Source organism: Dyadobacter sp. OTU695 (assembly GCF_038440355.1).
Taxonomy (GTDB): Bacteria; Bacteroidota; Bacteroidia; order Cytophagales; family Spirosomataceae; genus Dyadobacter.
Map to the genome: position 1 here is coordinate 317,714 of NZ_JASATN010000001.1, position 21,933 is coordinate 339,646.

A 21,933-nucleotide genomic window follows, 5' to 3' on the forward strand; every position below is an offset into this window, starting at 1 on the left:
GCCAACCAGCCAAGTTACCAGTATTCTTTCAAATCCAAAACCCCTACCTTTGTACCCTAGAAAACGCGCATCCGTGAAAAAGAAGATACTCCTGGTTACCCCGCCATTTACCCAACTCAACACACCTTATCCTGCTACTGCCTACTTAAAGGGTTTTTTAAACACCCTGGGCAGGGAATCGTATCAGGCGGATCTGGGTATTGACGTGATCCTGGAATTGTTTTCTTCGAAAGGATTGAAAAGACTTTTCGCGATGCTCGAAGCATCGGATATCGAGCTGACCGACAATAGTTTCCGCATCTACGCACTTCGGGACGAGTATATTTCGACGATCGATCCGGTGATCCGTTTTCTGAAAAACAATAACCCCACGCTGGCCCACAGCATCTGCGACCGCACGTATTTGCCCGAGGCGGGCCGTTTCCAACAGCTGGAAGACCTCGACTGGGCGTTTGGTACAATGGGTATCCACGACAAGGCCCGGCATTTGGCGACGTTGTATCTCGAAGACCTTGGCGATCTGATCCAGGAAGCTGTCGACCCGCATTTCGGTTTCAGCCGGTATGCGGAGCGGCTGGGACGATCTGCTACAAGCTTCGATGAAATGGAAGCAGCGCTTGAATCGCCGGATACCTTGCTTTCGCAGACCTTGAAAGATGTACTGGAACAAAAACTGAGACAGTACCAACCCGACATAGTGTGCATTTCGGTGCCATTCCCCGGCAATTTGTATGGCGGGTTTAAATGCGGGCAGTACCTGAAAGCGCATTATCCGGACATCAGTATCGTGATGGGCGGCGGTTTCGCCAATACGGAATTGCGTTCGCTGGAAGAGCCGAGGGTTTTTAATTACATCGATTTTGTGTGCCTTGACGACGGCGAGGCACCGTTGCAATCGCTTTTGGCGCATTTGGACGGCGAACGCGACCTTGCCAGTTTGAAAAGGGTGTATTCGCGGGTTGAAGGGAAGGTAATGTACCACAATGGCGCGAAGGAAAAGGATGTACCGCAGCGCGAGACGGGCACGCCGGATTACAGCGATTTGCCGCTGCACGACTACCTTTCGGTGATCGAGATCGTGAACCCGATGCACCGCCTTTGGAGTGATGGCCGCTGGAACAAGCTGACGCTCGCACACGGCTGCTATTGGGGTAAATGCTCGTTTTGCGACATTTCCCTGGATTACATCCGCCGCTATGAGCCCATGACGGCTTCGTTGCTTTGCGATCGCATCGAAGAGATCATCGCACAGACGCAGCAGAACGGTTTCCATTTTGTAGACGAAGCAGCCCCGCCCGCATTGTTGCGGGACCTGGCGTTGGAAATTATCCGCCGGAAGCTCACCGTGGTGTGGTGGACGAACATCCGTTTCGAGAAAAATTTTACTTACGACCTCTGTCTGTTGCTGAAAGCCTCGGGCTGCATTGCGATTTCCGGCGGGCTCGAAGTGGCTTCCGACCGGTTGTTGGAACGCATGAAAAAAGGCGTCACAGTCGCGCAGGTGGCGCGTGTGGCGGACGCTTTCACGCAGGCGGGCATTATGGTGCACGCGTACCTGATGTACGGGTTCCCTACGCAAACCGCCCAGGAGACGATCGATTCGCTGGAAATGGTACGCCAGATGTTTCAGTTGGGCATTGTGCAGTCGGGGTTCTGGCACCGGTTTGCGATGACGGCGCATAGTCCGGTCGGTTTGCATCCGGAAGAGTTCGATGTTATGAAGCTTGGACCGGACCCCGGCACGTTTGCCAATAACGATCTGGACCATAACGACCCGCTGGGCGCCGATCACGACCGGTTTGCCGAAGGTTTACGTAAATCTCTTTTCAATTATATGCACGGTGTTTGCCTGGATTTTCCATTGTCCAAATGGTTTGAATTCCGAACGCCGCCCACCTCCATTCCACCAAATTATCTTGAAAAGAGCATTCAAGAGCCGGCGGAATTGGTGGCGCGACCGAATGCGATAATCGTATGGATGGGTAGTTTGCCTGAAATGGCCGTATTTGAAGAAAGAAAAGGCAAGACGGTACGTGAAATAGCAGAACTCGTTTTTTATAATAAGAAAAAAGAATGGGCCATTGAAGCAGACGTTGAGATAGGGGAGTGGCTGACGGAAATGCTTCCGAAGTTGCTCATTGCCAATCCCGAACCTTATGCCTTCGAGCAATTTAAAAATGATTTTGAAACAGCCGGACTAGGGCGTTTTGAGACATTCCTCAACTCCCGCACGTGGCAGGAGTTGAAAAAAGGAGGTATGCTCGTACTCTAAGCTATTAGTAGCGAAGTACTTTGAAATTTTCAAGATTGTCGTCGAATGTGGTGAACGCTGCGGGGAAGCCCGGCGCGATGCTTCCGATCTTGTCTTGCAGGCCTAATGCGGTTGCAGGGCGTATAGTCGCCATTTCTATCGCTTCCTGAACGGGTATTCCAATCATTTCTACCGCATTCCGGACCGCATCGCCGAGCGAAATAGTGGCGCCGGCAAGGTTACCATCCGAGTTGATATACTTTCCGTCTTTCAGGTATGCATCAAATTCCCCCCATTTGAACTGGGTGACCTTTTGGCCTAGAAACAATGCATCCGAAATCAGGAATAACTTGTCTTTCTTGATTTTATAAGCGACGCTGGCCGCACCGAAATCGCAGTGCACGCCGTCGATGATTACCGGCGCGTAAACAGAATCGGTATCGAAAGTGGCACCGACCAGTCCCGGAGCACGGTGGCCGAATGCCGACATGGCATTGTACAAATGTGTTACAAGATGAATCCCCTGGTCGAATGCCGCCATTGCTTCGCCGTAAGTAGCATTGGAATGACCGGCGGAGACGGTTATACCCGATTCGAGCAGCATTTGCAGCTGGTCTTCGGTGAACATTTCCGGGGCGATGGTGATCAGGCGGATCACGTCTTTGCCGTATCGAATGATTTCTTCGAGCTCGGCATTCGTTGGTTTGCGGACAAATGCCGTCAGATGCGCGCCCCGTTTGATGGGATTCAGAAATGGCCCTTCCAAATGCATTCCTAACACGCCGGATTCGGGATTTTTTGCCATGTAGCCACGCGTGGCCTCAATGCCTTTCAGAATATTATCGTGAGGCGAAGTAATGAGGGTAGGGAGCACGTATGCGGTGCCGGTGTTGAGGCTCGCTTGATAGATATCGTCGATCGTTTCCTCGTCGGCGCGCTCAGTGAAATAAAATCGCTCGCCTCCGTTGATATGACTATCGAAAAGCCCCGGCGCGAGGTTGGTTACCTGCGGCATACCGGTTTTCGGCGTACCACTCTCCACGCTCTTAATGCGGTTGTTTTCGACAATAATAATCTGGTTGAACAGGACTTCTGTTCCGGTAAAAACTCTCTCTGCAAAGAACTGGGTGGACATAATCAAAGGCTTGGTTTAGAAGCGCCCAAGAAACGAAAAATGGGCAGGCAGTCAAAGCACTATTTGATAATTATGTCGAATTTGGTTAAAAGCCCGGCCAGGTCCGATGAGAGGAATTTGGCTTTGCGGATATTGTTGGCTGTGGGGTCGATGGTGAAGTTCTTGCTGGTGGAAAAATCGGCGCCTGCAAGGTTGGTACCGTCAAAAACTGCGTCCCAAAAATCGCAGTTATGCAGTTTGCATTTCGACAGGTCGGCCTGCGTAAAATCCGCATTGTGGATTTTGGAGTTACTGAAAACGGTTTTATTCAGTTTTTTCCTTTCAAAAATGGCATAGTCGAGAATGCAGTTTTCGAAAACGACGGCAAATGCGAAGTCTTTGCTCTCCGAAAAGTTGACGCCGGTAAGCTTGCAGTTGACAAACCCGATATCGGAAATTTTACAATTCCGGACCGACGCATTGCTCAGGTTGCAATCCTGAAAGACGCAGTCGATGAAATCAATGCCGGCCAGATCAGTAAAGCTGCATTGTACAAAGCAGACCTGTTCGTAGCTGCTTTCCAGCAATGGCTCAATGCTAAAATCCTTATTTTCAATAATGAAGAAATCGCGGGTGTTACGCATTGAGCCAAAGGGATATTAAATGTATTGCTTGATAACGGATTTCAGCTGGTCGGCCTGTACCACGCCCGACTGGCGCCAAAGCGGCTTGCCGTTTTTGAAAACGATCAGTGTAGGAACGCCCTGAATGCGGTACGCCTGCGCCGCCGACTGGTTTTTATCCACATCGACTTTGATGATCGTCGCGGAATCACCCAAATCTGCCTTTACTTGTTCAAGGATCGGTTTCATCATCTTACAAGGGCCACACCATTCGGCCGAGAAGTCCACCAAAACCGGTTTATCGCTGTTGATCAATTCTGAGAATGTTGCCATAATGCTGCTGTTTTGTCTGAAAATATAACCCATTCGGGCGGCGAAAGGTTTATTTTAGCGCCAGTTGTCCCTCAGAAACTTGCCCACACGCTTTTCCACCAGTTCATAAGTGAAATGCGAATACAGGATGGTGAGGCCGATCGAGCTAAGCAGCGAAAGGGCGAACATTACCTCGTTTTCGGGCAATTTGAGGAACCTGAACAAAACGATATTGATGAATATGAGAACGATCGCGTGGTTCAGATAAATGGAGTAGGAAATTTTGCCCAGATATTGAAACGGTTTGCTGTTCAGCATCTGCGTGACAATGCCAGCCGAACTCGCGAAAATGACAATGCCGATGGAGAATATGAAAGGGAAAACGAGTTTCCAGAGGTTCAGGTCCCATTGATGTACAATATACATTGCGGCGACCATCAGCAAAAGGAACGGGATCTCGAATGCGGAAAGCTGGTAGGTTTTACGGCTTAACAATCTTTGCGTAAATATGCCCAGCGAGAAACACAAAAGTCCCCGTACGTAACCATAGTCGTAAGCGAGCAAATACTCTCCCCTCGAATAGATGAAAATGGCGGACAGCAAGCCGATGACGGCAAAAGCCGCATATTTAAACCTGGGTAGTGTCAAAACAACCAGTCCGAATACAACATAGGAAATCATCTCTGCGGAAATGGACCATGACGGATAGTTATTACTGATCCATCCTCCGAACACCGTGCTGGAACCCATAAACGTGAGGGCGTCCAGGGAGGTGTATAAATAGTAACTTAAACCCATTCCGCCGACGTTTTTCAGTGGGCTGTGTTCGCCAAGCAGGTTGGCCAACACGAAAACGACTTCAGTGTAGAAGAGCAGCGGATATAATCTGATGAAACGCTTTTTCAGGAAGGTCAGAAAATCGCCGGTGCTATGAATGCGGTCAACATAGTTAAGTGCAATTACGAACCCGCTCAGCACGAAGAAGAAGTCAACAAACAGGCTCGCGTTGATGACGAAAAAGTTGTTATAGAAAATCGATTCTTTGAATGCATTGTGATGGTGGGCGATGACCAGGACAGCGAATATGCCCCTTAACCCATCCAGTTGTTCAACTCTGTTCTTCATGCGCGAAATGCTGGAAACCTTAGGGAAGGTTCCACGGCTCGGGGGAGCGTATCAGGTGGTTATGGTGCTTACGGGTTGTGGTTCGGTCCTTACGACCTTTCTCAGCCGGGGAATTGCGTCCAGATATTTGATGCCCAGGAAACGGATCATTACCGAATACGGGAACCAGAATGCGATATCGTAGGGCCGACCACCGGTAAAGAGCAGGACCATCATCGACAGGAAGAAATACGCGAGGAACGTCGTCAAAGGATTGGTATGGCGGCGCACTTCACGGATGACGTACAGGAGCATGAAGAAGTTGAAGCTCGCGAAAAAGATGAACCCGAAAATCCCGTGATTTACCCACGATTCAAGCAACGGAACGTCCAGATAATCGTTCTTGTAGCCTCTTCCGAGAAAAACATCCCAGGAAAACAACGTTTCCATAAATTCTCCAAATCCACTTACGCGGCCCATGGCCGAATAATCCACATCCGCTTCTTCCGAAAGCCTTACCCCGGTAGAGGTGAAGATCACGTTCATGATCCGGTCCTGGAAAATATCCCAATACCCCAGAAGCAGGTTCAGAATGTCGCCATAGCGTGCAAGGAAATAGTTCACGACCAGTAAAATCGCGATGATGAACACCATATTCCTGAACTTGAATGCACTGCCGATCGCCGAAGAAATATCCGAAAACTTGAAATGAAAGAGGAAATAGGCGCCAAATGCTATCCCCAAGCCTAAATAGCTTGATTTTGCCAGCGATATCACCACCACGCCCAATCCGAAGAACACCGAGAAGAACAAGAATAGCCTGGTTAACAAGTGCTTGGTATTACCCAGCAAAATGAGTGCGGACAGCAGGGTAATGACTCCATTGCGCGCCGTAATGTGCGGGTTACCACCCGGTTGGGCACCTTCATTGGCAAAGTTTACCGCGGCCCGCATCCCCGGCGTCCAGTTGGGGTCGGTAATGAGCGAGTAAACGAGGGTAATGTTGGTAAAGAATGAAAAGAGAAAAAGTACCTGTATCAGCGTGTCCTTTACGTCGTTTGGGACGTGCATGAGCAAAGCCAGGAACCCGAAAGTGAACACGAAGTTACCGATATCGGCCACCGCTTTGCCCTGATGGTTCATGAACATGAAGTACCAGAGCGTCAGCAGAAGAAATCCTGCTCCAAGGTTGATCAGGATAATATTTGGCTTGTAAAGTCTTTTAAAAAGTGTAGGCGGTACCATCAGTATCAGCGCCAGCGAGAAGAAAATTGCGGTAAAAACACTGCTGGCCGGCCCGACTCCGAGTGTGTCGCGGATAAAAAATATCAGCGGAAACCCGTTGAACATCATCGCGATGCCCACCGAATACCGTAGATAGTTAAAATTATTGGCTACATTAAATAAGCTCCAATTCATCTGGAAAGCCTGAATCTTATGTACTGAATATCAAACCGCAGAACGAAATAGGCGATTTTACGGACACGGCACCAAAGATACTTGATTTTGTTGACTACCGGGGAACTGTTCGTTGAAATGTACAATTTTTGTACCCTCGCATGTTCTTCTCTGCCGACGGTCGTGGCGATGGTAGAAGACTTCGCCTCCGCATGTACGCGTAACGCGCCTCCGAGTCCGTCGATCTTTTTGGTCGTCGTCGATTTGTGCGATGTGTACCGTGTGATGAAGTCGTAATCGAAAGCAAAACGGAACGATTCGTCGAACATGCCATACTTTTCCACGAGTGAGCGCTTGAAAAACAGCGACTGGTTGTGGATCTGCATCCCTTCCAGGATCTGGCAATCGAAGTCGTACGATGTCGTTTTGAGTATTTCGGTCACTTCGTCGTCGGTGGTGATCATATAAAGGTCGCCATACAGGATATCGACCGGGTATTTCAAAGCTGCTTCTCCAAAACGAGCGAAAGTGCCGGGAAAATATACATCGTCCGAATTTTGGAAGCTGATATACTCACCTGTGGCCCGTTCCAAAGCCTTATTGATGGCATGAACCTGCCCGCGGTCCTTCTCGGAAACCCACCAGGACAGGTGTTTTTCATACTTTTTAACGATCTCCACACTGCCATCGTTCGAGCCGCCGTCGACGATGATATATTCCAGATTCGGGTAGTTTTGGTTGAGTACACTCAGGATCGTCCTTTCCAGGAATGCAGCCTGGTTGTAGGAGGGAGTAATGACCGTCAGTTTCGGGTACCGTTGTGCATTGGCCGTTACGGTAGCCGGTTGCAATGCTGATACGGAGTTCCGCAGGTCCTGTGTGATTTGTTTTAAAAAATGCATGGAATCCTGTTTAAAACTGATCGATATAAATAGTCAACTCCTTCAATTTTGCGGCAATGCCTTTTCGCATTAACCGGTTGGGAAGGATATTGGCATGTTTTCCGAATGCCGGCTGGCCACTGATTTCCAATTCGTATTTCTTTTTTACTACAATGCGTTGGTATTCCATGAATAATGCCTGAAATGCCTTGTTCTCGGTGACTAATGCCGCGTGGTCCGACCAGATCGGATCAAAATATCCGAGTCCGGCAAAGTCGAGCGAAATCAGCGGCTGTCCATCGGCCTCGTAGCCGTCATTTTTTGCAACGAGCGTTTTATTCAATACCGCATTCAAACCATAATGCCAGCCGGGATGATGAAGCGTTTTCGTTGCAGGTACCCAAACAGGCACGTAGTTGAGCCAAAGCTGATCGGTATTCATGCCATTGCAAAGGTCGAAACTGGCTCGATCGATGGTACGGTGTGCCCACCATTCCAGCATAGCGATGGTTTTTTCCGAAGGTTTCAACGTCCAGCTTCCCGAATGATACATGCCGGCATTGAGAATGCGTTTGTCATCGAGAATGGACGATTTTTTTAAAGGAGCTGAAATATTTGGTGTTAAAAACATTTCAGAACCGGTATCAAGCAGGCTGTCGAACGACTTTTTAAGCTGAATAGTCGGAGAAAGGAATGTCAGTCGATTGCAGTCCGGGTGCTTTTTGAGCAGTTCGAGCGCGAACCATGGACGGCAGGCGGGCAATAATTCGAAATCAAAGTATCCCGCAGCCATGTTTTCCCAACCCGGGATCGTCAGCTCTGAAACCGTTAGCAGTTGAACGGATCCGGGCAGATTGTCCGGAGCAATGGAGTCAACCAATCCGATGTAGAATGCATCACCAGGCTGGTGCTGTAACACAGAATCCGCCAGAGCCAGTGCATGCGCCAGGTTGGTTCGGTTACAAACTGTGTATATAATATTCATGAACGATTATTCCGTTTCAGGCAAAGTTTTAAAGTAAGGTATTTCGTGAATGTTGTCACGCGAAATACCCGTGAGAGCAAAAGGTAACGTTGTGCCATTTTGATACTGGACACCATATTGCGCAAAATGGCTGCGCACGATATCCGTGGGCTTCCTTAAATGTGGCAGAAAGCGATTGGCTTCCAGCTCCCAGAACACCGAATCCGCATTGGGCAAGTTTGGGTTATGGCGGTAATCGTGTGCCACTCTCCGCTTGCTTTTCAAAGTGGCTGTCATCCGCTCGATCCGGCAAAGGTAAAGCCCATTGCCCGCATAACCCGATCCGTATAATCGTTTTTCTTCCTCTGAAAGTCCGGCAATGCGTTTCAGCATACCGGGTGCATCACCGGCATTAGCCAGTAAAGGGCCTGTTTTGCAATAATCATAGCCTTGTTTGCACCAATAATACAGCTCATCTTTAACAACCCAGCTGTTCAGTTCATGGATCAGCAAAAAGTCGCACCAGTTGAACCGGTCATAAAAATCGGACATCAGAAATAGCTGACCCAAATGCCGCCTCGATTCGAAAAAGTGCTTTGGAAAGTGCACGACATCGATATTTTCGGTGTGCTCCCGCACTACCGAAAGATCGGCCCCTTCTCCCGCGACGAATATGACCGGATATTCCCTCAGAATATCCAATGCGTGGTGCAGCAGCTTTTCCTCCGTGGGATTAATCTGAGCTTCAAGAATAGGAATAATAACGGTGACCAGTTCTTTCATCAGATCGTTTGCAGCTTGCCGATCAGATAGTTGACAGGCATTTTGAGATATTTCCTCACGCGCTGGTAACGACGCACAGGCGCAGGCTTGATATATGCGCAGGGAAACTGGCGGTAATAGGCGTTACCGTTGCTGATCAGGCTGTTTTTATATAATGCAAAAAGCTCGGTCAGGTCGGTACGGGCGCTCAGCTCGAAGCGGTTTTGGTATTTTGAAAGAATGTCGGGTTTGGCAGGGTCATAGCCGCTGTAATGAAAGAATATCAGCGGGTTCTCTTCATTGACATACCAATGGCCGTCGCGCTGCGTAAATGTCCGCTCGTGCAAATTCCAGTAAGCCGCATTGTAGCCGGGATTTCTTTCAATATGGGTATCCGGCACGAACACTGGCAAGAAATTCATCCAGTTCTGATCTACAAAAAGCCCGTTGCAAAGGTCGATCAGGCATTCGTAACGCAGTTTTTCTTCCCACCAAGAAATGAAACGGTCATTTTCTTCCGAACGGCTGAATGCGACAAAACCCAGGTTATAAACGCCGGTGTTGAGGTGATGCAATTCGTTGGGGACCAGCCGGTCGCTGATCGGCGTGTTGATATGGGGCGTAAGCACGGCATTGTGCTTCGCCAAAGAGTCGGTAAGCCCTGTTAACGGTTGAAATACAATGATATCCGGGTCGAAATAGATGACATTCTTCGCCTCGGGATAATGTTTGAAAAAGTAGGTGAAATAAAACGGCTTTACTGCGGTATTAAGCTCTGTGATATTATAGCGCGCGCACATTTCTTCGAAATCCCGGATTTCGATCTTGTCGATCTCGATCATCGGGTAATCGGGGGCATAGGCGTTTTCAAATGCAACGCCCTGAAGCGTGTCCACCAGGCCAATGAAAAACCGGACATCCGGGTTGGTCGCTTTGAGCGAGTCTCCTAATGTCCGGGCTTGCGCGAGGTAATTGATGGAGCAAATGGTAAAGGCAATGGTCATTGATTATGCTGTTCCGAAACCTGCAAAGGTAAATACTTTTGAATAATGGCTTCGACGCTCGCTACGCTTTTGTCCGTGTTATGCCTTTCCAATACTTTCTTACGGGCATTCTGTCCCAATGTGTTCCGCAGCGATGGATCGAGGATCAGTTGGATGATCGCGTCCGAAGCTGCCGAGATATCCATATACGGAACGACAAATCCGGCATCTCCCTCGATCAGTTCCGGTGCGCCGCCCGCGTCTTCAAAGCAAACGACAGGAATTTCCTGTAACGCGGCCTCCATTACCACGAGCGGATACGGATCTTCGCGGGAGCTTAGCAGCAGTACGTCGAAGCGGTTAATGTAGTCGAGCGCGCGCGGGGTCGGCGGAACGAGGATGATCTTGTCGCTCAGCCCCATAAGCCGGATGTCGCTTTCGATCAACCCGTAGATCTCATGCTGTGGCCCTGCGCCTACCCACACGAAATAAACGGGCAAAGGCTGCGTTTTGCGGATCACCCTGCTGGCGATCCAATTAAAAATGTCATTGCCTTTGCGCCATTCGGCATTTCCGCAGCCGCCTATTACGATGGCATCCTCCGGTATTTTATAGGTTTTTTCAAGAATATCGTGCTGTACCGAAAGCAACCGCTGATCGATACGCTCATGGTCGATCAGTGTGAACGTGCTGACGTGCGTCGACGGGAAGTCGTATTTCCGGATATAGTGATCGGCTACCGCATTCGAGACGGCGATCAGGTGATTGGTCTTTTTGAGCAGGAAAGCCAGTTGCTCTTCCTGTGTATAAATCTTCACGGACATGGCCAGTTCATGTACAAAAAGCACGAGCGGCAGATGGTGAAAGGATTTTAGAAAATCATAGTAAACTTCCGCGTTGGCAATGGAATTGACGAAAATGAGGCCGATATTCTGCTGTTCCAATTCCGCCAGGACCCTCTCGTTGCCCCTTTGCAGGGAGCGTTCTTCGTAGATTTTCAGCAGGTTCGTTTTGCGGAGCAGTTTGCCGGTGAAGGGAGGCGTCGTGATCTTTTTGTTTTGATAAAGGCGCGTGACACCTACAACATCCTCAAATTCCGCTTCAAGTTCACCACCGTTACAGAGCAGCAGGTGCATCGGAACGCCTCGTTCTTTTAATAGCCTCAATAACTGCAGCAACAGCAACTGACTTCCTGCCCTGTTAGCATCATGACTTACAAAAAGTATTTTCTTCTGGTCCATTACCGATATTAGCTAGCTCAAACTTTCGTCACCGGGGCGCCTCAATAAGCTTCGTAGCTCATTTTTCCAGGTACTTTTTTCGCGGGATTTCCGACATAGACACCCCATTCTTCGGTTTCTTTCATGATGGCTGATGCCATTCCCACAAGTGTTCCCTGCGCAATGGTCGTGTAATCGCGGATGGTAGCATTTACTCCAAAGAAAGAGTACGGTTCTACCACACAATGCCCCGAAAGCACCACATGCGAAGTAAAGAAAACGTGATCTTTGATCTGGCCGTGATGGCCGATATGGTTGCCGCTCCACATAACCACGTTATTGCCGATGGTTGTGAATGGCTGGATAGTGTTGTCTTCAAGAATGAAACAGTTTTCGCCGATCACATTGTCACACACGGTCGCGCGGGAACTGATATACGAAATGAATTGGTAGCCCTTTGCTTTGGCGTGGTTGTAAATCGCCTCGCGGTTCCGGTTCATGTTACGACCGGTCATGGGGGCAAAAAACTTGTATTCAGAAGGTGGGAACAATGTTTCCACATCTTCGAAAGCTACAACGGGCAGGCCGTGGAAAGTATCCTGTTCAATGAATTGGCGATTGACGGCGAATGCAACAACCTCATGCTCAGAGTCATGGGTTAGGTAGTAGTGCGCTAGTTCTGCTGTGTCGAGTACTCCAAAAACGATAATCTTCGCCATTCCTAAATTAGTTCGTATGCCTCTAATTGTTTCCTGAAGTCATCTGGGCCGTTAAACATCAGAACGTCTATAACAGACAACCAAGGTACGAAAGCATTTTTAAATTGGGGGTACGGGCTAGATATACTTTTTATGAAGTCCAGTCTTATTCCCTCGTTTTCAAATTTCCCTTTGTCGTACAATTCCACTCCGCCAATCGGATTGATGTAGTGGTTTGCTTGCTCCTGTTTACAGATATCCAGAATCCGGTCCTGTCCTTTCAGGTGTTTATTGTTATATATCGTTGAAGAGGGAACAATCTCCGTGCCTATCCCCATGTACGCGCAAGTTTTTTTCAATGCGTGAATGGCTAGCTCGTTGATTGAATCAACTTCTAAATTTACGATTTCTTCTATCAGTTCAAAAACCTTTTGATAACAGGGGGCCTTCTGATACGATTGCTGAATGGTTTTCAATAACTTTTTCTGCCACTGCTCATGCCTGGCAAGTTCCACTTCGAAGATGAGCTTGTTCTGGCTGGCATCTTTCAACGGAATGGTAAAGAGATGTGCCTTTCCGCCGACAAGAAGATTGTTCCGGTTGATCCAGCCCTTGTTGATGAAGTTCACATCGTCGTAGATGATAAACTTGTCCACGGCATTGATCAGCTGGAAATAGCCGATATATGGAAAAATATACGGCTGCATGATGGCAATTGTCATGGCTTGGGCTATTTGAGTTTTCTCAGGTAATAATCTTCCCCTTTTTCGATCAGACCGGTCATGGTGGTGTCGGAGCCGAGCCGGATGTCGGTCGGTAATGCACGGATCTTGCTGGTGTCGTTGATCACCTTGCGGGCATAAAACAGGTAGTCCGCGTCTTTGGGAATAGGTCGCAGGCCTTCTTCAAACGGGTTGATGGAGATCAGTTTCCTCGTCAGATCTTTGCCGTAGAGCGGGTATTCAAAATCGCTGTTTACGGTAGCGAGCGCGACGGTCGCATTCTCCGGTACGATAGAATCGAAACGCATGTAAGCCTTTGTAATGTCCGGTCTTGCGAATGTCTGGTAAGGAATGCGGTCCATCGTCAGCGCCGACTCCATTCCGTACGATGGGAGCGGAAGGCAGCGGATGTTCAGGTAAACGGCCATAATGCCCGAGATACAGGCCAGTCCGACAATCACCATGATATAGCCTTTCCAGACATTCCTGCGTGGCTTGATAATCGACAACCGGTGATGGGAGAATAGCAGCAGCAGGAACAGGACACCGAAAATCCCGGCTTCCATAAAATACCGGCCTTTGAACGGGTCATAGGCCGCGGAATAGGAGATTGCAGCGAGGTTGAGACAGAATGCGATCACGAGGAAAAAATGCACGCGTGATCTGAAAACACGTATCAGCACGAGGAACATCAGCGGCAGGATCAAGGCAAATCCCAGCACACCCCAGTAGGGATTCGCATTGTAATAATAAAAACCCCGTTGGAAAGAGAATGGGACGATGGTGAAGTCGGTTTCATCGTCGAGGCGCATATGTAGCTTGTCTTCCAACACCACCAAAGGTTTTCTGATAACGGTATTCAGGTCATAGCCCCATTGCGCATTCCGGATGCCGTCGAGGTTGCAAAAATCGTAGGTGTAACGGATCACATTCCGACTCCCCTGTTCGAAGAGGTTGGCCGGGCCGCCCGCACGCTCGTACGACTGGTGGTAACGCGCCGTAGGAGGGCCGATCGGATGCCCGAAAACCTGAATATTGCGAATGTAGCCAGTGGGAAGCGTATAAATCAATACAAAAAATGCGATTGCGAGGCCCAGTCTTAATGTTCTTTCAAAAAAGGTCTTAAAATCCGGAGCAAGGAACACCGTGTAGATCATGATCACGAAAACGGACGGCATAAGCAACGCAAAAGTCGCTTTATGACCGGTAACAATGGCGAATGTGATCCCGGCGAGGTATAAATAGCGGTTGTCGCGGTTGGTATAGTATGTAAAGAGGAAATACAGCAGGCAGCTCAGGTAGGCTGTCAGTACAATGTCGGTTTCCGTCGTAACAGCCTGCATGAGGAAATCCAGGAACATGCTATATGCCAGGGCACAGAAAAAGCTGGCCGACAGGTTTCTGCCAATCCTTTGTGCAATACCAAATACCGACACCAGCGTCACGTAATACGATAGCTGGTGAATAAGTTTAAATGCATTCTCAATGTCCCCGCTGATCAGGTAGGAGTAGATGTGGATCGTTGTAAGGCTCTTCGGATAGGTATCCATATTCCAGTTGGCCCCGCCGAAATGTTCCATGGTGCCACGCTGGATGTAGCGGATCGCACGGTTCAAATGGCCTGTCATGCTATCCCACTCATTCGGAGCGGTAAATAGCACGAGTATCAGGTTGGTTATCCCAATAATTGCGAATGTCAGGAACATCGCACCGAAAATCACTTTCAGGTAGAGGGATAGCTCCCTGGTCCAGAGCCGGAAAGTGCCCATCCGGTTGGCGATCAGCCCGCGAATGGTATAATGTGCCTGTTGGGGAACCAGCTTGGTCCAGAGGACATACTGTAATGCCAGTATGACGAAAGTGCCGCCGATCCACGCGAAGACGTTCGCAGTGAGATCCAGCGCCGACAAAATAAAGCCGGTAGGGATAATGCTACCGACGAAAAGAATGAAGAAGGTGATAATCAGCTCCGTCAGCGAAGGTTGAGCAATCTTTTTTGCGACAAAGCTGACACCGTATAAAAACAGGAAAAAGGTTAGCCAATAAAAAATGACCATGCTACTATGGTGATAAATGACCGTTGATAATGCGGGAAATCCTTTCAATATCTTCGTAAGGAAGCCCTACATATAATGGCAAACTTAACACTCTTGCCGCGATATCCTCCGAAACAGGGCAGGCAATTTGCCTTGGCATGAATGAAAGGGTGTTAAGCGACGGATAAAAATATCTCCTTGGAATGATTTCTTCAACTTTCAATGCTTCCATTACCTTGAACATAACAGCCTCGGAAGGAAATACCACCGGGTAATAAGCATAGTTATATTCAATGTCAGCACTCAACGTAGGTTTATATAAAAGATCCCAGTTGAGCAGACTGTCGTAAGCGGCGAAAACGTCCTTACGCGCCTGGATGATCGCCGACACCTGCGGGAGATTTACCAAACCCATGGCCGCATGGAACTCCGAGTTCTTCCCATTGATCCCTGCGAATTCGTAATGCTCGTCGCCCTGGTGGCCGAATGCACGCAGTAAATGCAGCTTGCGATCAAGTTCGGGGTGGTTGGAGATCAATGCACCACCTTCGATCGTATGGAACACTTTTGTAGCATGGAAGCTGCAAGTGCTCAGGTCACCGTAAGAAAGTAGTGATTTGCCTTTATAAGTCACGCCGAACGCGTGCGCGGCGTCGTAGATCACTTTCAGGTTATGTTTTTGGGCAATCGCCTCGATCGCCTCCACATCGCAGGGGTTGCCATACACGTGCGTTGCGAGGATCGCCGAGGTCGCCGGTGTAATGGACGCTTCGATCAGTTTCGCATCGATATTGAATGTAGCTGCATCGATATCAACGAAAACCGGCGTGCAGTTTTCCCACAGAATCGCATTGGAAGTCGCGCAATAGGAGAAGGGCGTCGTAATGATCTCGCCTTTCAGTTCCAGCGCCTTGATGGCGATTTGCAGAACGATCGTTCCATTACCACAAAAGTAAAGGTAATCGACGCCCAGATATTCTTTAAGCTGTCCTTCAAGCTGTTGTAAAAGCGGTCCGTTGTTGGTCAGATAACCACGTTCCCATATTCCACGGACATATTGCAGGTATTCTTCCTGATCAGGTAGAAAGGTTTTAGTGACGTTAATCATTCACTACGTGTTCAGTTTGGCGAATGGAAAAATTGAGTTGAGGGCGAATATATCCGGGCCATTTGCCATACCAGGTCACATTTTCACGGTAATCCTCAATATCAAAAACAAGGGCCTCCTCCATATTGTAAAGCACGGTACTCGTGTCTTTCACGATCATCATCGAAACGACGTAAGAGCCGTCGTTCAGGAAGTTGCCCGGAATTTCGCAGGTGCCGCTTACAATACCCTTCGAAAAGTTTTCGGCTGCGGTGCCTACATTGAAAATACATTCGCCTGTGAATGTGTAAAGGTGCATGCTCAGGTTCAGCGAAGCGCCTTCCACCAGGTTCCAGAATTCAAACTGGAAGTTGATCGGCGTACGGACGTCAATATGGGTAAGGTCATCCTGGTATTCCGGGAAAAGCTTGAAGCTTTTCACTCGTACCTGGTCGTTGCCCGGAGCTGATTCGATATTGTCCCAATGCTTTTCAAGGGATTTGTGCGAAACCTTGCTGAGATAGTTCGTAACAATGTGCGTTGTCTCTCCCTGATCGATCAGGCGGCCTTTTTCGAAATAGAACGACTTGTTGCAAAGGGCCTGGATGGCGGTCAGGTTGTGGCTCACAAAAAGCAATGTGCGGCCACTGTCTGAAACATCTCGCATTTTACCGAGACATTTCTTCTGAAACTCGGTATCACCCACTGCGAGCACTTCGTCGACGATCAGGATCTCGGGATTAAGGTGTGCCGCGATGGCGAAACCAAGGCGGACATACATACCCGATGAATATCTTTTTACAGGTGTATCCAGGAATTTTTCAACTCCCGCAAAATCAACGATAGCGTCAAATGACTCACGGATTTCAGCCTTTGACATTCCCAGAATAGCTCCATTGAGGAAGATATTCTCGCGTCCTGTCAATTCCGGGTGAAAGCCCGTACCTACTTCCAGCAAGCTGGCAATGCGGCCATCGATCTTGATCTGTCCGGTGGTAGGCTCGGTAATGCGGCTGAGGATTTTCAACAACGTGGATTTCCCCGCGCCGTTATGGCCAACGATACCGATGCGGTCGCCCTTGTCAATAGAAAAGTTGACATCCTGCAATGCCCAGAACTCCTCTTTCTCTGCGAAACCGTTCTTCTCGTGTTTGCCGAACAATTTGTTGACCGTCTCGGAAACAATGTCACGTAAACCGGAAGAGCCGTTTTTGCGTTGGTGGTCGATGATATATTTTTTGCTGATGTTCTCAGCTACAATTACAGACATGCCCAAGTGTGATTGTTTCAGATATAATCAACAAAAGTATTCTCCTTTTTGCGGAAATAGATCAGCGACATGATCAGTATAATCATTGAAATTGCTGCTGTGGAGTACAGGCTATCCGGATTAAAGTAAGCCTTATCTCCCAACAGGCACCAGCGGAAACCGTCGATGATCCCCACAAGCGGGTTCAGATTATAGTATTTTTCAAACCATGTGCCCTGAGCCAGCGTGCTGCTGTAAGCGACGGGGCAGGCATACATTCCGACTTGAACTAAAAAAGGAATCAACTGCCCGATATCCCGGAAACGTACATTTAACACCGCAAAAAACAGGCCAAAACCCATTGATGTAATAAATGTAAGTAAAATGAAGCAAGGAAGAAATACAATTTGCCAGCTGATAGGGTACTGAAAGGCGACCGTCAGCACAATAAAGATCACAAAAGTGATGAGAAAATCGACGAAACCGACGGCGATCGAACTGAGCGGCATCAGCAATCTCGGGAAGTAGACTTTCGAAACGAGATTGGAATTAATGAGTATACTGTTACTGATTTGCGTAAACGTGTTCGCAAAAAACGTCCAGATCGTCAGTCCGCTCAAAACCATCAACGGGTAGGGGATGTCCGGGTCGCTTTTGATTTTGGCCAGATAACTGAACACGAACACCATCACGATCATCGTCATGAGCGGGCGCAGTACGCTCCACGCAACGCCCAGGAGCGTTTGTTTGTAGCGAACGGAAATATCCCTTTTCGAGAGGATCCAGAGAAGCTGCTTGTTTAGCCAGAGGTCTTTCCAATAATCCTTTTCAGACCCGCCGGCCTTGATTGTAATAGAGTGTTGAGTTGCCATGATTACGCCGTTACTACTTCCTTACGCACGGTAGTGGTGGTCGTAGGTGAAGAAAACACTGTTCTGAAATAGACAAAGATCAGTGCGATCATCAAACCTGCGAGTGCCCCGATTTTAGCATTACGCTTGTCCTCATATTTTACATCCAAAGGCACTTTGATACCTTCGATTTCTGTGAACAACGGCGCTTCCTTCACGAGTGAAATACGCATTTTCTCGGCATTGGCCATTGCTTCGTAATACAGCTGTTGCAGGAACGAAGATTTTCTTTCCATGCTGTTGGCCGATACTTTGGCTTCCGGCATCATGATCTGCGCGCTGTAATCGAGCTGACGGGCAAGTTTATGTTCCGCGATACCCAATACCGCAGCAAGTGAGTCGGCGCGGTGTTGAAGCAGGCGGAGTGTTTTCCGTGTTTTCTGCGTCTGGTTTTCGGTATACATTTCCTCAACGGTCTGCAGGAGCGTTGTTACCCACAATCCTGCCAGATGCTCATTTTCCATTTTGGTGGAAAGCGATGTGAAAGACGACTTCCGGTCGAGTGACGCGATTTCCGTTGCCTCGGCGGCGCGCTTAACGATCGTGTTCAGGTTTATGCGCGAATTGAGGTCCATTTTCTTGATATCATTCGTCGCAAAATGGAACTTCTGCAAATCGGGATAGTCCGCCCAGTCGGAAGTTTTGATACCGCTTGAATCAATATAGAAGTTGGCCAGAATCTGCTTTTTTCCGTTGATTTCCAGCTCTTTCATCAGGTTCCGCTCCAATACCGGCCGGGATTTTACGAAATAGAAAAAGTTTTCGCCGGTAAAGATATTCGCGTCAGGCTGAGCACCCAATCCAAGCAGGCCTGCCACGTCGCCGAAACCAGAACTCGCTCCCGCTGCACCGAGGTTAAACACGACGTTGGCTTCGTAGGTAGGCGGTTTATTTTGATAAGTATCCATCGCATAACCGATACCGAAGCCTACAATAGGCAGGAGCAGCATCCATTTCCAGTTACGGATCAATGCATCTTTAACTACCAGTACTTTCTCGACGACTTCCTTTGGAGATAGCTCGTCTTCCGGGATTTGTTGTGTGGTCGCTGTCGCCATAGTTACTTAAGTGAACGGAATGCCAATACTGTTACAATTAGCCCCATAATTGAGCTCAACAGGGTTGTAGCTGTCTGAATGCTTTGCTGTGTGTTAAGTGCAGGAGCGGCTCGTGTCGGAACGAAGATTTCAGAGCCCGGCTGTACTTTGGGATATACATTAAAGAACAGGAACCTTCTCGTGCGATCGATGTTTCCGTTTGGATATTTAATGTATGAGCTCTTTCTAAGCGACTGCACCGTAAAACCTCCCGATTGTGAGATGTAGTCGGAGAAGTTCATTCCTTTGCCGTATTTAACAGTCGTAGGATAAAGTACCGAGCCAGTTACCTGAACGGTTTCAAGTCGCTTCGGAATGCGGATGATATCACCTTCCTGTACCACAAGGTCTTCGAATGAACCCGGGTTTTTGAGGATGTTTTTCAGCACAATACCGATTTTTTCTTCTTTGACATTCGGCAGGTCGCCGGTGAGCGTTCCTTGTTTGATTTGCTTTTCTGTTTGCTCAACTTCTACATAATCCACGGGCTGATCGAGATTTTTGACAATCGTCCGACGCAAAAGCGTAGCTCCTTCCGGATAAGCCAGCTCGGTAAGGCCGCCAGCTCTTTTGATAATGTCGCTGATTTTGTCATTTTTATTGACAATCGTATAAGGTCCCGTTACCAATACTTCGCCTTCTACGAACACCGTCTGTTGTTCCACGTAGTTAGGTGATTTACGAACGATAACCTGGTCGAACGGGAACAATACAAAGTTGGTTGCCTTGGAATTCAGGGATAGGTCCCGGTTTACATTGAATTTATAAACTTCCGAAATCTGCGCATTTGCAGCGCCGGCTACCGAGTTTCTCTTTCTTCTCACCACTTCAACTTCCGAGGTATAAGCCGATTCTTTCAAACCGCCTGCCTGTACCAGCACATCTTCGAGTGTCATGTCGGTCGTGTAGGGGAACTTGCCTTCATTCTCACCGATTTTGGTATTATTAACTTCTCCTTCAACGCTTACAAAAGCAGTCTCCGCCATTTCGAACCTCGAAGGCACTATTACCTGGTCGAGGCGGGTTAATACGAGGTCGGGCGTTACACCGTTCAGGACATCGGTATAGTTAATGGGGATCGTTTGTATAGTCAGATCTTCACGGGTACGCAATACGTTCAGGCGACCTACAAAAGCATCTTCGCGCATTCCCTGCGCATTTTCGATCAGCTTTTTTAATGTCGGGCTGTTGTCGAGCGAATACTGGCCCGGCCGCATCACTGCCCCTTCAATATTAACAATGTTCTCGAAGCGGTCAAGTACAGTTTCCACATTGATCGAATCGCCGGTTGCCATTTCAAAACTGTCATACTGGTCTTCCGGCACGTCCAGGATCTTGCGTTCCTTGGAAGTAATGCGTTGTATTTTCAATCTTGCGCGATAAGCCTTGTCGCTGAAACCACCTGAATAACGGAGCACATCGCCCAGTTTTTCTTCCGGTTTCAATTCATAAATACCAGGGCGTTTCACCATGCCCGCGATTTCGGCGCGTTTGAGGTAGTAGCCGACCACGATATTGTCATTTTCCTGAACGCGGATATCGCCGTCAATCTTACCATTTACAAGGTAATCGTAAATGTCCATTCTCGATACGACTTTGCCCTGACGAACGACACGCACTTCACGGAAAGATCCAATTTCGTTGGGCCCGCCGGCCTGGTACAAAGCATTGAATGCGGAGGACAGGGATGATACTGTGTAAGTTCCCGGGTTGATCACCTCGCCCGTTACAAAAACTTTCACTGATCGTACTTCTCCAAGCGTAACCATCAGTTTGGTACGTGCGGTTTCACCGCCTGTGCCGATCATTCCCGGCACGAATTTGGCAAATTTGTCGATCAGGATTTTCTTGATTTCTTCAATCGTACGACCGGCAACCATTACATTGCCGACACGGGGAATGCTGATGAAACCGTCTTTATTAACGATCGTTTCGTAGGTGCTTTCTGCGTAGTTATAGAGATAAATCTTCAACTCGTCACCAGGGCCTACGATATAGTTTGTTGGTGTAACGATCTGTAAATCAGGGATTGGTGCCAGATTTTTATCCGCAAATATCGAATAGCCATAGATTTTCTGACGCATCGCCTCTTTGGCTTGGTCTTCGGGAGTCAGCTTGGTGCTAGTGCTGGTGTTGATCTTGCTCTGATCACCGCCGTCCTGACCGTTCTGGTTAGCAGCATTTTTGCCTTTATCACCTCCCTGGCCGTCGTTTCCCTGCTGCTGGTTACCCGATTGCTGGTTACCTCCCTGCTGATTTCCGCCTTGCTGGTTTGTGCCTTGCTGACCTCCCGGCCCCGATTGTGTATTACCCGAGCCTGTTGTGCCTGTGCCGTTGCCTCTCGGGCCCGATTGCGTAGTGCCTTGTGCGCCTGTCGACGTAGGGGCAGTTCCGGAAGGGGCTGTTGGAGCGGTAACCTGTGAAAAAGCGGGTAACGAAATGATTAAACTCAGGAAATAGGGAAGTATAGATTTATAACTTTTAGCCAACCTGGATCTGTTCATAAGAAGAATTATTGTAC

General features: G+C 48.5%; 19 protein-coding genes. 1 reads left to right on the top strand and 18 read right to left on the bottom strand.

The window, feature by feature from the left end; all coding sequences use genetic code 11:
• Positions 1-73 precede the first annotated feature (73 nt).
• A complete protein-coding gene (locus tag AAHB90_RS01495) occupies positions 74-2,272 on the top strand; it encodes a B12-binding domain-containing radical SAM protein (protein WP_342083132.1) in 2,199 nt (732 codons plus the stop codon).
• Positions 2,273-2,276: 4 nt separating this feature from the next.
• On the opposite strand, the gene nagA is transcribed toward AAHB90_RS01495, so the two are convergent.
• The 18 genes from nagA to AAHB90_RS01585 are packed head-to-tail and all read right to left on the bottom strand — an operon-like array spanning position 2,277 to position 21,916.
• Positions 2,277-3,386: an N-acetylglucosamine-6-phosphate deacetylase gene (gene nagA / locus AAHB90_RS01500; protein ID WP_342083133.1), complete on the bottom strand. Its 1,110-nt coding sequence runs from the start codon at positions 3,384-3,386 to the stop codon at positions 2,277-2,279.
• Positions 3,387-3,445: 59 nt separating this feature from the next.
• Positions 3,446-4,009: a pentapeptide repeat-containing protein gene (locus AAHB90_RS01505; protein WP_342083134.1), complete on the bottom strand. Its 564-nt coding sequence runs from the start codon at positions 4,007-4,009 to the stop codon at positions 3,446-3,448.
• 15 nt (positions 4,010-4,024) lie between these two features.
• Entirely contained in the window at positions 4,025-4,321 is a 297-nt protein-coding gene (gene trxA / locus AAHB90_RS01510) for a thioredoxin (protein WP_342083135.1), read from the bottom strand.
• 54 nt (positions 4,322-4,375) lie between these two features.
• Entirely contained in the window at positions 4,376-5,425 is a 1,050-nt protein-coding gene (locus AAHB90_RS01515; RefSeq protein WP_342083136.1) for an acyltransferase family protein, read from the bottom strand.
• Positions 5,426-5,476: 51 nt separating this feature from the next.
• Positions 5,477-6,823 (bottom strand): hypothetical protein, encoded by a 1,347-nt coding sequence (locus AAHB90_RS01520; protein WP_342083137.1) that lies wholly within the window; start codon positions 6,821-6,823, stop codon positions 5,477-5,479.
• Positions 6,820-7,704 carry a glycosyltransferase family 2 protein gene (locus AAHB90_RS01525; protein ID WP_342083138.1) on the bottom strand — a complete coding sequence of 295 codons (885 nt, stop codon included), beginning with the start codon at positions 7,702-7,704 and terminating at the stop codon, positions 6,820-6,822. Before AAHB90_RS01525 ends, AAHB90_RS01520 begins: the two co-directional genes overlap by 4 nt.
• A 10-nt stretch (positions 7,705-7,714) precedes the next feature.
• Positions 7,715-8,668 carry a hypothetical protein gene (locus tag AAHB90_RS01530; RefSeq protein WP_342083139.1) on the bottom strand — a complete coding sequence of 318 codons (954 nt, stop codon included), beginning with the start codon at positions 8,666-8,668 and terminating at the stop codon, positions 7,715-7,717.
• A 6-nt stretch (positions 8,669-8,674) separates the two neighbouring features.
• Positions 8,675-9,430: a DUF5672 family protein gene (locus AAHB90_RS01535; RefSeq protein ID WP_342083140.1), complete on the bottom strand. Its 756-nt coding sequence runs from the start codon at positions 9,428-9,430 to the stop codon at positions 8,675-8,677.
• A complete protein-coding gene (locus tag AAHB90_RS01540) occupies positions 9,430-10,413 on the bottom strand; it encodes a glycosyl transferase (protein ID WP_342083141.1) in 984 nt (327 codons plus the stop codon). Before AAHB90_RS01540 ends, AAHB90_RS01535 begins: the two co-directional genes overlap by 1 nt.
• Entirely contained in the window at positions 10,410-11,633 is a 1,224-nt protein-coding gene (locus AAHB90_RS01545; RefSeq protein ID WP_342083142.1) for a glycosyltransferase family 4 protein, read from the bottom strand. Before AAHB90_RS01545 ends, AAHB90_RS01540 begins: the two co-directional genes overlap by 4 nt.
• A gap of 41 nt (positions 11,634-11,674) precedes the next feature.
• Positions 11,675-12,331, bottom strand: coding sequence for an acetyltransferase (locus AAHB90_RS01550; protein WP_342083143.1), 657 nt, complete (start codon positions 12,329-12,331; stop codon positions 11,675-11,677).
• A 2-nt stretch (positions 12,332-12,333) separates the two neighbouring features.
• Positions 12,334-13,032: a WbqC family protein gene (locus tag AAHB90_RS01555; RefSeq protein WP_342083144.1), complete on the bottom strand. Its 699-nt coding sequence runs from the start codon at positions 13,030-13,032 to the stop codon at positions 12,334-12,336.
• Between the two features lie 8 nt (positions 13,033-13,040).
• Positions 13,041-15,089: an ArnT family glycosyltransferase gene (locus tag AAHB90_RS01560; RefSeq protein ID WP_342083145.1), complete on the bottom strand. Its 2,049-nt coding sequence runs from the start codon at positions 15,087-15,089 to the stop codon at positions 13,041-13,043.
• A gap of 4 nt (positions 15,090-15,093) precedes the next feature.
• A complete protein-coding gene (locus AAHB90_RS01565; protein WP_342083146.1) occupies positions 15,094-16,176 on the bottom strand; it encodes a DegT/DnrJ/EryC1/StrS family aminotransferase in 1,083 nt (360 codons plus the stop codon).
• Positions 16,169-17,425: an ABC transporter ATP-binding protein gene (locus AAHB90_RS01570; protein ID WP_342083147.1), complete on the bottom strand. Its 1,257-nt coding sequence runs from the start codon at positions 17,423-17,425 to the stop codon at positions 16,169-16,171. The genes AAHB90_RS01565 and AAHB90_RS01570 overlap by 8 nt, the downstream gene beginning before the upstream one ends.
• 17 nt (positions 17,426-17,442) lie before the next feature.
• Positions 17,443-18,276 carry an ABC transporter permease gene (locus AAHB90_RS01575; RefSeq protein ID WP_342083148.1) on the bottom strand — a complete coding sequence of 278 codons (834 nt, stop codon included), beginning with the start codon at positions 18,274-18,276 and terminating at the stop codon, positions 17,443-17,445.
• Between the two features lie 2 nt (positions 18,277-18,278).
• A complete protein-coding gene (locus AAHB90_RS01580) occupies positions 18,279-19,373 on the bottom strand; it encodes a hypothetical protein (RefSeq protein WP_342083149.1) in 1,095 nt (364 codons plus the stop codon).
• Between the two features lie 2 nt (positions 19,374-19,375).
• Positions 19,376-21,916: an SLBB domain-containing protein gene (locus tag AAHB90_RS01585; protein WP_342083150.1), complete on the bottom strand. Its 2,541-nt coding sequence runs from the start codon at positions 21,914-21,916 to the stop codon at positions 19,376-19,378.
• Positions 21,917-21,933: the final 17 nt, after the last annotated feature.

Bases quoted from the DNA above. Each gene is read 5' to 3' on its own strand.
- AAHB90_RS01520 (WP_342083137.1), bottom strand. From the start codon at position 6,823: ATGAATTGGAGCTTATTTAATGTAGCCAATAATTTTAACTATCTACGG.
- nagA (WP_342083133.1), bottom strand. From the start codon at position 3,386: ATGTCCACCCAGTTCTTTGCAGAGAGAGTTTTTACCGGAACAGAAGTC.
- AAHB90_RS01550 (WP_342083143.1), bottom strand. From the start codon at position 12,331: ATGGCGAAGATTATCGTTTTTGGAGTACTCGACACAGCAGAACTAGCG.
- AAHB90_RS01580 (WP_342083149.1), bottom strand. From the start codon at position 19,373: ATGGCGACAGCGACCACACAACAAATCCCGGAAGACGAGCTATCTCCA.
- AAHB90_RS01530 (WP_342083139.1), bottom strand. From the start codon at position 8,668: ATGAATATTATATACACAGTTTGTAACCGAACCAACCTGGCGCATGCA.
- AAHB90_RS01505 (WP_342083134.1), bottom strand. From the start codon at position 4,009: ATGCGTAACACCCGCGATTTCTTCATTATTGAAAATAAGGATTTTAGC.
- AAHB90_RS01585 (WP_342083150.1), bottom strand. From the start codon at position 21,916: ATGAACAGATCCAGGTTGGCTAAAAGTTATAAATCTATACTTCCCTAT.
- AAHB90_RS01570 (WP_342083147.1), bottom strand. From the start codon at position 17,425: ATGTCTGTAATTGTAGCTGAGAACATCAGCAAAAAATATATCATCGAC.
- AAHB90_RS01565 (WP_342083146.1), bottom strand. From the start codon at position 16,176: ATGATTAACGTCACTAAAACCTTTCTACCTGATCAGGAAGAATACCTG.
- AAHB90_RS01525 (WP_342083138.1), bottom strand. From the start codon at position 7,704: ATGCATTTTTTAAAACAAATCACACAGGACCTGCGGAACTCCGTATCA.
- AAHB90_RS01515 (WP_342083136.1), bottom strand. From the start codon at position 5,425: ATGAAGAACAGAGTTGAACAACTGGATGGGTTAAGGGGCATATTCGCT.
- AAHB90_RS01575 (WP_342083148.1), bottom strand. From the start codon at position 18,276: ATGGCAACTCAACACTCTATTACAATCAAGGCCGGCGGGTCTGAAAAG.
- AAHB90_RS01545 (WP_342083142.1), bottom strand. From the start codon at position 11,633: ATGGACCAGAAGAAAATACTTTTTGTAAGTCATGATGCTAACAGGGCA.
- AAHB90_RS01535 (WP_342083140.1), bottom strand. From the start codon at position 9,430: ATGAAAGAACTGGTCACCGTTATTATTCCTATTCTTGAAGCTCAGATT.
- AAHB90_RS01540 (WP_342083141.1), bottom strand. From the start codon at position 10,413: ATGACCATTGCCTTTACCATTTGCTCCATCAATTACCTCGCGCAAGCC.
- AAHB90_RS01560 (WP_342083145.1), bottom strand. From the start codon at position 15,089: ATGGTCATTTTTTATTGGCTAACCTTTTTCCTGTTTTTATACGGTGTC.
- AAHB90_RS01555 (WP_342083144.1), bottom strand. From the start codon at position 13,032: ATGACAATTGCCATCATGCAGCCGTATATTTTTCCATATATCGGCTAT.
- trxA (WP_342083135.1), bottom strand. From the start codon at position 4,321: ATGGCAACATTCTCAGAATTGATCAACAGCGATAAACCGGTTTTGGTG.